This is a genomic window from Acinetobacter sp. MYb10 (assembly GCF_002980175.2).
Lineage (GTDB): Bacteria > Pseudomonadota > Gammaproteobacteria > Pseudomonadales > Moraxellaceae > Acinetobacter > Acinetobacter guillouiae.
Window position 1 is genome coordinate 919,586 of the sequence record NZ_CP058272.1, and the last position, 13,614, is coordinate 933,199.

A 13,614-nucleotide genomic window follows, 5' to 3' on the forward strand; every position below is an offset into this window, starting at 1 on the left:
AAAAAATTACCATGTATAAAATTTAATTCATTAAGTAATTATTTTGGCTGTCTTGTAGCCTTTTCATTTCAGACCAAGACTCACCTATCTATTTCATATAAGGTAAATATTCAAATCACATTTCAATAGGAAAGTATCAAATGACTTCTATCAATGTTGAAAGTATTAAGAATCATGCCGATGTTATTGCGTCTTGTGGAACCAAAGTTGGTGAGGTAGATCACCTTGTTGGAGCAGACCAAATCAAACTGACCAAACATGGCGATGGACATCACCATCTCATCCCAACATCTTGGGTTGGTGAGATAAAAGGCGAAAAAGTGATCTTAACTAAAGATTCTCAAGAGGTTAAAGACACTTGGCTAGAAGTATAGATTTTGCCTATTACAACTGAGTTTTATTCAATTTATGTGTGTCACGTTCTGAAGTAGATTGACACTTATTCCATATAAAACGCTCGATGAGTTTCATCGAGCGTTTTATATTTGATTAAATCTTATTTTTTAAGACTTTCGTATCTTCATCCAATCTTAATTGGCGTTGTCTTTCGCCTTCATTGATAAGATCGAGGCGTTTGCCCCAGTATTGAATTGCATATTGATATTTTGCAAAAAATGCAAAAAACATAAAGGTTAAGGCTGGACCTAAAACAATTTTATCTGCTTGACCTATGAATTTCTCATAGATCGCCATGCCGAGCGCACAAAAGGTTAAAACCATAAACATAAAGAAGCTAAATTTTAAAAAATTATCGAAGCTTTTACCTTTAAACATAATCAAGAATACATATCATTATCATTTGATAGCTTATTATAGGAGATAGGATCTAATTTTCAAGTGATCACTATTGGTTTTGTATTGATGGCTTTGTATTGATATTGAGCAACCTTATTTCTGATTTAGATCCTTCATCAATCATTGTATTTTGATTGGCATGCTGATCTAAGAATTTGCTTTTTAAAATCTGTCTAATAAATTACACTTTGATATTCGCCCGGTTTGCATGTTGATATATTTTCTATTCTAGAATTTATGAGTAGTAATATGGGTAATGAATAACGGCGTAATGTTTTAAATAACGAGCACAGATAATCCTATAGGCAAACTTTAAAAATCATCTTTATAACTCTATTATTTAATTTTTCAAAGTTAGCAGTTTATTTAACAAATAAAAAATCCACCGAGGTGGATTGAATCAGCTAAGAGTGGCGTAATTTTTTCCCACCTCCATCCTGCTTATTTACGGTCGCCCAAGCAATACGTTGTGCATCTTCATCCGAACGGCCTTGTTTTTTCTCACTTTCATAAATATGTTGGGCTTGTCTTTTCTGCTTTGCTGTATATGCAGATTTATCTCCTATAGGCATAATCACGTCTCCATATAACGATAAATATAAGGATTATCTTTATAACATGGATTATTTTATTCGCTGTTTAGTGTAAGTTCTTGTGAATTTGAGTCATGCTTATTTATTTTAACTCAATATAGAATACCAATTAACACTATGTTTTTATTTTTAAAATAACTAACCCTTATTTTAAAGTATCATTTCATTTAATACTTAAAATTTCACTTAATCTACATTGATCACTTTTTAACAACATTTATTCACACAGTATTGATGAGATTAGTCCACCATATAAATTAATCACTTGATAAATCTTAGAGGTTAATATGCAACCTGATAACAACCCATCAACAGCTCAAGAAAGATCAGAAAAAGCACAAGAAAAGCGTAGAATCCCAAAATATATTTTACTCATAGTGGGTCTATTTTTGCTTGCGATTGTGATCTATATGCTTGCGAGTTGGCAAGGCTAAGTTAGAGTAATTTGCAGCTATTTTTATAAGCTTAGCGTTTTAAAATGTTTAAAGCAGATTAAGAAAAGCAAGGTGTTTCCTTGCTTTTCTAATAGTGAATTTAATTAAAATCCTATTTAAAATAAAAAATCTTAAATTAAGATGCTAATCACACTTCCAAATACCGCCCTCTTTTTAAACGATCTATTTTTGATTGTATAGTCTATGATTGATCTTGCTTGAAAAGACTCTAAATTGAGGTAATCCATAAAAACTTCGTTTGCTCTAGCTACTGTAGACTTCTTCTTCTCGATATTTAATTGTTGTTGCTGCTCTGATATTTTTGCTTTTTCTCTGGGTTGGGATTTATCCCTTATGCCATTTGCAGCAATTTTCTCTCTACCAATTCATACGCTTAGTCTAGATCGATATTTCCATATAATCCGAAGTTGAGCAAATAGATCGACTGAGAACTTTCTTTTCAGCGATATAAGTTTTATCGCTGTTATTTACACGTACAACAAAGCCAATCAACTTATTGTCTCGATAAATCGCAGATCTAAGCTCCAATTGATCAATAAATGTCTTTTGTCAGCTTTACTCTTGGTGTTGACATATATAGAATCTCTAGCTGTCGCAATGCTAAATACTATATCAAGCTATTCTCTACAGTCTACTTGTAAAAAAACTTGATAAACTCTAAAATCTTAGATAGTATTGCACACGTTCCAAGTAGTTGATAATTAATCAATTCACTTGATGAAGGGCCTGTAGCTCAGTTGGTTAGAGCAGCGGACTCATAATCCGTTGGTCCCCAGTTCAAGTCTGGGCGGGCCCACCAAATAAGACAACCACTTAGGTGCATTAATCCTAAGTGGTTTTTTGTTGTTTGCTATTCTTGATTAACTATTTTACATCTGCTTTATCGTCAATTAGCTTTTTTCTTTTAATCGAAGTGTGGAACTTGCGCCCCCTCATTTTTCAGCATTTATACATTTCTCTCAATTTACAACAAATATTCATCATCCTTCCCTTAAAAGCATTGAAGTATAAGTCAATTAATCAAAATTTTAGCTTAAATAAATTGACTAGAATCTAGCATTTGCAATGTAATTTTCTTTACCTCATCACGGCTCTGTTTGATATGCTCTGTAGTCGCATTTAGCGCAGAATCCCGTTCTTTTCTAAAAATAAAACCTAAAATAGTCTGATGCTCAGCATAAGTTGCCTCTATACGATATTGTTTGGAGAAATCTAAGCGACGAATAATTCTAATTTTTTCACTCAGTTCTCGATGTATTCGTGCCATTTCCTGATTACCTGCTGCACGAACAAGAGAACAATGGAAATCTTCATCTTGTTGAGAAAGCGCCTTAATATCTTTTAGGTATTGCTCAGGTTCGATACACCATAAATCTTTTAATACTGCCAACTCAATTGATGGCTCCCCAATATGAGCGCAAAGTATTTCGATGGCTGCTTTTTCTAAAATGATGCGAACATCATACAGTTCTTCATAATATCTAAAGTTCAGTGGTCTCACCTGCCAACCACTTCGAAAACTAACCTCTACATAACCTTCCTGCTGTAAACGATATAAAGCTTGACGTATAGGGGTACGACTCACTTGATAAGTTTTAGCAATTTCTGACTCAGTAAAACGCTCACTCGGCATAAGTTTAAAATCAAAAATATCATTCTTGATTCTTCGATAAACCAGCTCAGACAAATTGTCTGAGCTTTTTAAAGAATTCTTTATTTCAGTCATATCCTATTCCATATAGACCAATGGCTCACCACTATGTACTGTCTGACCAGCGCGACAAGTCACAGCTTTTACAATACCGTCTTCAGATGCATATACAGGTAATTCCATTTTCATAGCCTCGATGATCGCTACAGTTTCACCTTTCTTCACCACTTGACCATGTTCAACCAATATTTTCCATATATTGCCTGTCATTGATGCATTTAAAGCGACAAAGTGACTAAAATCTTGCTGTTCAATGTAATCCTTTTGGGTTTCTTCTGGATGGATAAAATCTTCTTTCCATCGTTCAACTTCAGTTTTAAAAGCAAACTGTTGTTTTTCTTTAAAGACCTCGATGCTGTCAGCTTCATCCTCTAAAAATTTACAGTATTGCGCATAATCAAATTCAGTTTCTTCAATTTGAATTTGAGCTTGACCATTGGCAAAATCTAAACGCCACTGATCTAATTCAGCTTCAGTAACCTCAAAAAATTTGATTTGGTCAAAAAATTGCAGGAACCATTGTTTATCGCCAAATTGTTTATTCTTTTTAAATTTATTCCAGATCGGTAATGTGCGACCAATTAATTGGTATCCACCTGGTGAATCCATTCCATAAATACACATGTACATACCACCAATTCCCACAGTCCCTTCTGCGGTAAATGTACGTGCTGGATTATATTTAGAGCTTAATAAACGATGACGCGGGTCTATCGGTACTGCGCAAGGTGCTGTCAGATAAACATCTCCTAATCCAAGCACAAGATAATTTGCATTAAATAAGATTTGTTTAACTTCATCACGGTGTTTCAAACCATTAATTCGCTGAATAAAATCCACATTATTTGGAAGCCATGGTGCTTTGGCGCAAACACTTTCCTGATATCGTTCAACTGCACTCAGGGTGGCACTATCTTCAAATGCCATGGGTAAATAAACGATACGTGATGGTATTTTTATTTGGCTTAGATCTCCCATTTGTTCTTCTAAATAGAGCAGTTCAGCGATTAGCGTTTTTTGCGGGATGATCAAACCATCATATTTAATTTGCAAGGAACGAACACCAGGTGATAATTCTAAAATACCTGCGATATTGTGAGCACGTATCAGCTCTATCAATTTGTGGACACGTAACCTAAGGGAAAGATCCAGAATATTGTCACCATACTCAAGTAAGATATAACTATCTCCGGCTTGACGATAAACTGTTTTTGGAGAAAGCTGCATAGCCTCTCTCTGTGCCAAAATCGTCGTACCCATTTCCGCTTTAGAAATAGGGGCTACATCTGGAACAGCAGTTGAAAAGTTTTCAATCAAATCTAGCTGCTGTTGTTCTAATTGATTCGCTTGTTCTACGCTTAATGGATAAAAAGAGATTTTATCATCTGCTTTAAGTTGTCCGATTTTCCATAATTCTGCTTTAGCAATCGTTACTGGGCAAACAAACCCACCAAGACTTGGTCCATCTTTAGCTAAAATAACAGGGAAATCACCTGTAAAGTTGATTGCGCCAATGGCATATTCACAATCGTGTACATTGGAAGGATGTAATCCAGCTTCTCCACCATTTTCTCGTGCCCAACTAGGCGTTGGCCCACTTAAACGAATTCCTAAACGGTTTGAGTTAAAATGAACCGTCCATTCTGAAGCAAAGAATTCTTCAATATATTCTTGTTTAAAAAAATCTGGTGCGCCATGTGGGCCATATAGCACTCCGATTTTCCATTCGGTGCTATAGCTTGGAATTAAGTGGTTAGACAATGCTTGTGGTTGTGCAATGGCAATAGGTAACTCATTCATAAGTAAAGTCGGATTCACCATTTTAATCGTATCACCTGCACGAAGTGTACGACCAGCATGACCTCCAAAATTACCTAATGCAAAAGTCGAGCGACTGCCTAAATATACTGGGACATCCAAACCATCCCGTACTGAAAGATATGTTCGACAACCGGATTCAACTTGCCCTAACTCAAGTATCTGTCCAGACTTGACTGTGATCGGTTGCCAAAAATGAATAGTTTGATCGTCAAGATATGCAGAACATGGCGCACCTGTTAATGCAATGGTGGTATCAGCATGAAATTTTAACGTAGGCCCCATCAAGGTAAATTCAAAACCCGCAGCTTTAGCATCATTGCCTACAATTTTATTTGCCAATTGGAAAGCAAAATCATCCATAGGGCCTGATGGTGGGACGCCAATATCCCAATAACCAATACGCCCAGGATAATCTTGAATCGAACTTAATGTTCCCGGCTGAACCACTTCAATCACCCGAGGTGTATATTTAAAATCGTCTAACATCCGTGTCCAGATTTGCATACTTTCAAAGCGAACATCTGAAATAATCTCACGCGCATAATCAAGATTGGTACTAATACCGTTGAGTCGTGCTTCAACTAATGCTTGTTTTAACTTTTGTATCGCAGCCTCACGATTTTCAGCATGAACGATGATCTTAGCAATCATTGGATCAAAATATTGAGAAATTTCAGTGCCTGTAGATACCCATGTATCAACCCGAATTCCTTCAGGGAAATAAACATCAGTTAAAACACCTGGACTCGGCTGAAAATTCTTAACTGGGTCTTCTGCGTAGACCCGAACTTCTATAGCTGCACCTTGGGGCTGTATATGCGCTAAGTCATCCCAATCCAACCGATCCCCTGATGCGACTTTTAGCATACATTCGATTAAATCCAGCCCTGTTACCATTTCTGTTACAGGGTGTTCAACTTGTAGTCGAGTATTGACCTCTAAGAAATAAAACTCATCTCGTGCTGCATCATAAATAAACTCAACGGTTCCAGCGCTACGATATTGAACCGATTTTCCGAGCTCAATTGCAGCTTGATGTAGTTTTTTTCGTGTTGCGTCAGGTAAATTTGCTGCAGGTGTTTCTTCAACAATTTTTTGGTTACGACGTTGTAGTGAACAATCCCGTTCTCCCAAAGCAACCACTTGACCTTGACCATCACCAAATATCTGTACCTCTACATGACGAGCCTTATCTATAAAGCGTTCTAAAAAGACGCCAGCATCCTTAAAAAATTGCTCACCTAAGCGTTTCACACTTTCATAAGCTTCCATTAAGGCATCTTTTGAGTCACAGCGGGTTAAACCAATACCGCCACCACCTGCGGTACTTTTCAGCATGATCGGATAACCAATTGTTTCCGCAGCTTCGAGTGCTTCATCTAAACTATTTAATAAACCTGTTCCGAGTGTCATTGGCACATTGGCTATGGCCGCCAGTTCACGTGCACGATGTTTTAGTCCGAATTCTAAAATTTGCTCGGCTGTAGGCCCCATAAATGCAATATCGTTTTCCTCACATGCTTGAGAGAACTCAGCACTTTCAGAAAGAAAACCATAACCCGGGAAAATCGCTTGTGCGCCTGTGTCTTTTGCAATTCGGATTAACTTTTCAATACTCAAATACGTATCTGCTGGCTTAATCCCCTGTAAAGCAACTGCGAGGTCTGCATCTAATACATGCTGAGCATAACGATCTGTGTCTGAATAGACAGCTATACTTTTGATGCCTAATTTCTTTAAGGTTCGAATGGCTCTTACAGCAATTTCACCACGGTTTGCAATTAATACAGTATGAAACATGATGCTTTCCCCCCTTAATTCGATACAGCTGGTACTGGATTATTTCGCTGTTGGATATATGCCCGCCATCCTCCCAAATGACTGATATTCTCTGCATCTTCCAAACCATAAGGTTCACAGATAAAGCCTTTTACCCAGCGCCCATCTTCAAGTTCCACATTTCCCATACCCAGTGGTGTCGGGATTTCTGCAACAAACTCCCCAAAACGAGCAGTTGGAATATCCCAAAGTTCTACAATAATGGCTTTCCCCTCAGCTTCATTACGTGCAAGGCCCGGTTTAGGCGGCACTGTCCCATTCAATGCATATAGAGAATATTTACTGGCAGTTTTGGTCGTTTCAATATGTACAGCATCTCTGCTGGTCAATTGAAAATTCAGTGGCATACCTGTTAAATGAGCCCCAACAACAGCCACACGGATATGATGATCAGATCGGGTTAAATCCAGTTGAGTAGATTTCAATTTTGCTTGTGTTGCACCTAACTTTAAATCGAGATATCGCTGCCAGAGTTTTCCAAAATGAGTTAATGCAGCATCATGCCAAGCAGGTGCAATTAAAGTAATTCCAAAAGGTAAGCCGTCTTCTCGAAACCCTGCGGGTAAAGCCAGTGCACTTAAATCAGCCAAATTGGTGAAATTAGTATATGTACCAAAATGAGAGTTAAACTTAATGGGTTCAATTTTCATTTCTTCGATTGTGTAAATTGTGGGGGATGTTGGTACGATCAAAGCATCAAATTGAGCCAATTTTTCCTGAATTTCACGTGCCAAATCTTGTTTTAGATACTCTGCGTTGTAAGCATCAATCGCTGTGTATTGATAACCCTGTTTAACTATTTCTAAAACTGTTTGATCAAATGCTTCAGGATTTTGTTCGATAAAATCTTCTAAAGCAGCAGTTCGTTCAGCCACCCAAGGTCCTTGATAAAGTTGTACTGCGAGTTTTTCAAAAGCCGTAAAATCAATCTCTGTAATAGAAGCCTGAAAAGACTCAAGTAATTTTAGTGCTTGGTTAAACGCTTGTTCCGATTGTTGATCATCAAAAAAATTTAAAGTGTCGGGTATTGCAAAATTGAGTTTTGAGGTAAAGCGTGCTGGCGCTGTTTTTGGATTCTTCCGCGAGTAACTATCTCGCGCATCATGTTTTTCTAATAGATTGGCAACATATTCAGCATCTACAACTGTTAAAGCAAAAATCGAAATACAATCAACAGTCTTACAGGCAGGCAATAGACCATGATTTGAAAAACGCCCTTTGGTTGGTTTTAATCCAACAATATTGTTAAAACCAGCTGGAACACGGCCAGACCCTGCAGTATCAGTTCCCAATGAAAAAGGCACCAGACCACGAGCCACTACGCTCGCTGAACCAGAACTTGATCCACCACTTACATAATTTGGATTAAAGCTATTTTTAACTGCGCCATAAGGAGATCGAGTGCCAACTAATCCAGTTGCAAATTGGTCCAAATTTGTTTTACCAACGACAACCGCACCAGCATTTTTCAATAACTGGACAAGTGCGGCATCTTGTTCAGCAGGATGAGAGATGATCTTACATGCCGCTGTAGATACAAATCCTTTTACATCAATATTGTCTTTAACTGCGAATGGAATTCCATATAACGGAAATTGCTGATAAATATTCTCTAAGTCATGAGAATCGATTTGAAGATCTTCAATCTGTTGTTTGATTTGTTCGACAGTCGCAATTGAAATCCATGCATTATCCTGCGGATCAAACTCACTCACTAAGTCACACAATTTTTCGATATTAATTTCACCAGTTTGATAAGCCCGTTGCCAATCACTAATCGTCCAGCCACTCATTTTTTCTAAGTACATTTTTTGAATCCCATCTTGTATACAAGTTTGAATTACATTTGCAGGATCCATGCCAAAAACTAACAATCTGTTTTTTATATTCTTTTTATATATGTGAGACTGATATGCAATAATTTAGATCAATTTTTTTTAGTCAAAATGCAAGCTTGCTATTTATGAGTGCAATATAGGATGGTTTATAAAATTGGTGCTCTACTTAGGCAACTTCATCCACTTGTTCATCTGAATAGATTGAAGTCTGTAGCGGTCAACTGCTTTTTAGAGTGAGTCAGCATCACCTTTATGCTCTTTCAAAAGCTCAAGTTTTTTTATGATTTAACTTTATTTTATCGTGGCGATCTTTTACGTTTTTTATGACTTTTCCTACAAATTTTTATTTTCTTATGTTGAGAAATATGACGATTTACGCTCTAAATATTAACCTTATATTTTAAGTATCACTTCTCTATAAGTAATATGTGAGCAATCCAATAAAAAATGCGTATTAAATTTTTACGCAATAAATAATAATATATAAGACTCGTCCTACGCCTACATAAAACAACAGCTATATTTTATCAATGAGAATGCTATGGTTAAGCTAAGTGGTCAGTTAATCTGTGTGTCTGAACAAGAATTAAATATCGTAATCAAGTGTCTTCCAGAACATATCAAGTTAACCAGACAAGAACAAGGTTGTGTTTCTTTTGAGGTCAAACAAAGCCAAAATCCCTTAATTTGGGATGTACATGAAGTTTTTGAGAATCGACAAAGTTTTGAAAATCATCAACGTAGAATATCTGGTTCCGTATGGGGAATTAAAACCCAACATATTCAAAGATTATATGAAATAACCCTCGATTAAAGGGCTATCTCAAAAGTTTAAACTTTGCCTAGCCTGCTCTATTCACTTATTCCAACTCTTTTAATATCGCCTCATTAAAGGCAGGAATATCATCTGGATTACGCGATGTAATGAGTACCCATCCCCCCGTATTACAACGATGAACTTCTTCATCTATCCAGTTTGCACCTGCATTCTCTAAATCTATACGAATACTTTTATATGAAGTCAAATTTTTATCTTTAATTCTTTCTGCATTGATTAAAGCCCATGGTCCATGACATATGGCAGCAATCGGTTTCTTATGGTCTGTAAAGGATTGAATGATTTTCTTAGCATTCTCATCAATTCTCAATTGATCAGCATTGACCGTTCCCCCTGGAATAACCAGCAAATCATAATCACTTGGATCTACTTTTTCCAAAATCGCATGCGGACTATATGACACCGATTTTTCATCATCATGAACAACGGTTCGTACATCGTTTAATTCAATCGCAGCGTGTATGCTTTCTATGCCCTTGCTCGTCAAAAAGTCCAAAGGTTTTTTAAGCTCATCATGCTCAACGCCAGAATTGGAAGTGATGAATAGTACTTTTTTAGTCATTTTCTTACTCCAACAATACGGTATATTTCAAGCTAACAAAAAATACGATTGTAGATGTACAAGTTTTAGCTTCTTATTGTTAAATGTTTTAGGATATTGTTTTAAGGCTTGTTATATATCCTTTTATTTTTTTGATCTATAAATAATTAAACACCACTATTAAGCAGCCTATGTATTAAACATCAAATACCGCCATAACAAAAACTACAGAAAAGACCAAAAATTATTCATTCAAAAAATGGCATAACTATTGCTTTTTCAAGTGACCTTTTAGTTATGAATCTCCTCAATGAAGCTTATTAAACGCTCTTTATTTTTACAAGTGATGATTGCATTGGTGATTGGTTGTTTATTCGGTTACTTTTTGCCTCATATTGCGATCAATTTTCAAGTGTTTGGTAATGGCTTTGTCAAACTTGTCAAAATGCTGATTGCACCGCTTATATTCTGTGTCATTGTGTTAGGAATCTATGGTGCAGGAGACTTAAAAAAAGCTGGGAAAGTGGGAATAAAAACGCTGATTTATTTTGAAATAATGACCACTATCGCTTTAATTTTAGGATTAGCCGCAGCTTATATATTTAAACCTGGACATGGTATGCACGTGGATATTTCAACATTAGATGCATCCCAAATGACCAAGTACAATGAAAATATCCATGCAGTTACAGGCGTATCTGATTTCTTTTTAAATATGATTCCTCAAACTGCTGTGGGCGCATTTACAGGGAATGATATTCTGCAAGTGGTTGTCTTTTCAATTTTATTTGGCGTTGCATTATCTATGCTGTCTAAAGATGTCAGTGAACCTGTAGCCTCTTTTATCGACAAAATATCTCAAGTTATTTTTAAAATCATGTCCATTATCATCAAACTAGCCCCTATCGGCGTTTTTGGTGCAATTTCTTTTACCGTGGCAAAATTTGGAATAGAAACCTTACTTAATTTGGGCTATTTGGTCTTAATTTATTATGCAACTGTGATTTTCTTTGTGATCTTCATACTTGGTCTGGTATTAAAACTCTTAGGTTTCAATATTTTTAAGCTCATTCGCTATTTTAGAGAGGAAATCACCATTGTATGTGGAACATCATCTTCTGATTCGGTATTACCGCAAGTGATGTATAAACTAAAAAAATTAGGGATAAAAGACTCCACTGTAAGCCTAGTCATTCCATCGGGTTACTCTTTTAACTTAGATGGCTTTTCAATTTATCTCACCCTTGCTGTTGTATTTATCGCGCAAGCGACAGGTGTTCACCTAACAATTTCAGACCTCATCATGATTCTTTTAATCACCTTATTTACCTCAAAAGGAGCACATGGCATTCCTGCATCAGCGATCGTTGTACTCGCTGCGACTTTATCCAGTTTTCCTGTTATCCCGGCGATTGGCTTGGTATTGATCCTTTCAGTGGATTGGCTGATTGGTATTTTAAGAGCAGTAAGCAACTTGATTGGTAATTGTGTCGCAACTTTAGTGATTGGTGTATGGGAAAATGATGTTGATAAGAAACGTGTACATCAAATGTTAGATGATCCGAACTGGGCAAAAAATGAATTGAGCAGTTAAAACGCAATTAACACATAGTGGGGAAAAATTAGAGTTTTATTCTGTAGCAAAACCAATGCACTACATAACCAACGCACTATTAGCAACACAATACGCTTTAGATAAAATCCTTTAACGCTATCTTAAGCACACATATTTCATAAAAACCATTTCCGCATTGAGTCGCTGAAATGGTTTTTTTATGAATCACAGTTATTCACTTAAACTAAAGCCCTCAATCGAAGACCATTCCAGGAAGCACACACAAAAAATCGTGCTGATCATCATGACGGATCATTTGATATGGCTATGCTGTGATTATCTATGCTGTCATTAGCCATACGGTAATGTCCCCATAATACAATCACCAACACCATACCCCCTGCGCATAATGCAACGAGAAAACCCGATCTTAGCCCATAGCCATCAACCATTTGTCCAGAGATTGCTGCTCCTAGTGCCACACCAACATTTAACCCAGCCAGTAACCATGTCATACCTTCCGTCAGGCGATGTTTTGGCACAATGCGCTCAACCAGTGCCATTGCGACGATCATCGTCGGTGCAAAAAATACTCCTGCCAGTAAAACACTACTTGCCAGCATCGTAATACTATTCACCCATAATAAGGGTAATGTACTCGCTGCAGTTGCCACACCTCCAAGTAATAAAAGATGCTGTAAAGACATTTTCAATTTAACTGCACCAAATAATAAGCCAGCTAAACATGAACTTAACGCATATGCAGAAAGCACCAAACTAGCAGCTGCAGGCTGACCAAGATGTTCAGCAAAGGCGACACTAACGATATCAATCGTGCCTACAATGATCCCCATTCCAACCATTAACAATGTCAGCAAGCGTATCTGAACAAGCATAATGATTGAGCCGGAACGCTTATGAATTAAATATTGTGTGTCGATTTGGGGTTCTGTACCTCGTTGTAACACCAGTAAAAATACACCGATAATCAACAACAATGTTGCAACCAGTAAACTTGCTTGTGGTAACACTGCTATCGATAAGCCAACAGACAATGGCGGGCCAATAATAAAGGTGACTTCATCTAGTACTGTTTCTAGTGAGTAAGCGGTTTGTAATTGAGCTTGTCCAGCATATATTGCCGTCCAACGCGCCCTTACCATGGCAGATATACTGGGCATAAAACCCGCCAATAATGCACCCACAAACAACGTCCAATCAGCTGCCCGCCACCATGAAGCAAATACCAATACTAGTAAACCAATACTGCTGATCGTTGTTACGATAGGCAGTATGCGGCTTTGTCCATATTGATCAACTAACTTTGATACTTGGGGCGACACTAATGCGTATGTCAATACGAATACCGCAGATACTCCTCCTGCCAGCGCATAACTCCCCCTCATTTGAGACAACATAACAATGATACCAATGCCGGTCATCGGTAAGGCAATCCGAGCCAATAGCCCAGCCAAAGCAAAACCTTGGGTCCCCGCGACAAAAAATAGTTCTCTATATGGACCAATCATCAGACTCTCCTGAATACAATCTCTTGCAAACATATAAGGATTCAGCAAAAATACATACACTGCGTATGAATAAAGCATACATTCATACGCAGTGTATGT

11 protein-coding genes, 1 tRNA gene and 1 pseudogene are annotated in these 13,614 nt (G+C 37.2%); 5 read left to right on the forward strand and 8 right to left on the reverse strand.

Annotation, left to right across the window (positions count from 1 at the left end):
- The first annotated feature begins 140 nt into the window (after positions 1-140).
- The gene (locus CQZ96_RS04390; RefSeq protein ID WP_004721027.1) at positions 141-374 is read left to right on the forward strand and encodes a DUF2171 domain-containing protein; all 234 of its coding nucleotides are present in this window, start codon (positions 141-143) and stop codon (positions 372-374) included.
- Between the two features lie 115 nt (positions 375-489).
- On the opposite strand, the gene CQZ96_RS04395 is transcribed toward CQZ96_RS04390, so the two are convergent.
- Together CQZ96_RS04395 and CQZ96_RS04400 are read right to left on the reverse strand one after the other, a co-directional pair.
- A complete protein-coding gene (locus CQZ96_RS04395) occupies positions 490-774 on the reverse strand; it encodes a hypothetical protein (protein WP_004721029.1) in 285 nt (94 codons plus the stop codon).
- 425 nt (positions 775-1,199) lie between these two features.
- Entirely contained in the window at positions 1,200-1,367 is a 168-nt protein-coding gene (locus CQZ96_RS04400; protein WP_004721030.1) for a hypothetical protein, read from the reverse strand.
- Between the two features lie 308 nt (positions 1,368-1,675).
- Between CQZ96_RS04400 and CQZ96_RS04405 the strand changes: the two genes are divergently transcribed.
- A complete protein-coding gene (locus CQZ96_RS04405) occupies positions 1,676-1,822 on the forward strand; it encodes a hypothetical protein (RefSeq protein WP_004721032.1) in 147 nt (48 codons plus the stop codon).
- A gap of 402 nt (positions 1,823-2,224) precedes the next feature.
- Here the strand turns inward: CQZ96_RS04405 and CQZ96_RS21855 are convergent.
- Positions 2,225-2,417, reverse strand: a pseudogene (locus tag CQZ96_RS21855) (integrase); the annotation flags it as partial.
- Positions 2,418-2,565: 148 nt separating this feature from the next.
- On the opposite strand from CQZ96_RS21855, the gene CQZ96_RS04410 reads away from it, so the two are divergent.
- Positions 2,566-2,642: transfer RNA gene (locus CQZ96_RS04410), tRNA-Ile, on the forward strand.
- A 234-nt stretch (positions 2,643-2,876) separates the two neighbouring features.
- On the opposite strand, the gene CQZ96_RS04415 is transcribed toward CQZ96_RS04410, so the two are convergent.
- The 3 genes from CQZ96_RS04415 to atzF are packed head-to-tail and all read right to left on the reverse strand — an operon-like array spanning position 2,877 to position 9,022.
- Positions 2,877-3,569: a GntR family transcriptional regulator gene (locus tag CQZ96_RS04415; protein ID WP_004721035.1), complete on the reverse strand. Its 693-nt coding sequence runs from the start codon at positions 3,567-3,569 to the stop codon at positions 2,877-2,879.
- Between the two features lie 3 nt (positions 3,570-3,572).
- Complete coding sequence (gene uca / locus CQZ96_RS04420) at positions 3,573-7,175, reverse strand: urea carboxylase (RefSeq protein WP_105712819.1); 3,603 nt, start codon at positions 7,173-7,175, stop codon at positions 3,573-3,575.
- A 14-nt stretch (positions 7,176-7,189) separates the two neighbouring features.
- Positions 7,190-9,022: an allophanate hydrolase gene (atzF, locus tag CQZ96_RS04425; protein WP_171287874.1), complete on the reverse strand. Its 1,833-nt coding sequence runs from the start codon at positions 9,020-9,022 to the stop codon at positions 7,190-7,192.
- Positions 9,023-9,593: 571 nt separating this feature from the next.
- On the opposite strand from atzF, the gene CQZ96_RS04430 reads away from it, so the two are divergent.
- Positions 9,594-9,866 carry a putative quinol monooxygenase gene (locus CQZ96_RS04430; RefSeq protein ID WP_004721040.1) on the forward strand — a complete coding sequence of 91 codons (273 nt, stop codon included), beginning with the start codon at positions 9,594-9,596 and terminating at the stop codon, positions 9,864-9,866.
- A gap of 46 nt (positions 9,867-9,912) precedes the next feature.
- Here CQZ96_RS04430 and CQZ96_RS04435 read toward each other — a convergent pair whose 3' ends face one another.
- Positions 9,913-10,452 carry a type 1 glutamine amidotransferase domain-containing protein gene (locus CQZ96_RS04435; protein ID WP_004821051.1) on the reverse strand — a complete coding sequence of 180 codons (540 nt, stop codon included), beginning with the start codon at positions 10,450-10,452 and terminating at the stop codon, positions 9,913-9,915.
- Positions 10,453-10,741: 289 nt separating this feature from the next.
- Between CQZ96_RS04435 and dctA the strand changes: the two genes are divergently transcribed.
- On the forward strand, positions 10,742-12,025 hold the full coding sequence (gene dctA, locus CQZ96_RS04440) for a C4-dicarboxylate transporter DctA (RefSeq protein ID WP_105712821.1): 1,284 nt from the start codon (positions 10,742-10,744) through the stop codon (positions 12,023-12,025).
- A 263-nt stretch (positions 12,026-12,288) separates the two neighbouring features.
- Here dctA and CQZ96_RS04445 read toward each other — a convergent pair whose 3' ends face one another.
- The gene (locus CQZ96_RS04445) at positions 12,289-13,515 is read right to left on the reverse strand and encodes an MFS transporter (protein WP_105712822.1); all 1,227 of its coding nucleotides are present in this window, start codon (positions 13,513-13,515) and stop codon (positions 12,289-12,291) included.
- Between the last annotated feature and the right edge of the window lie 99 nt (positions 13,516-13,614).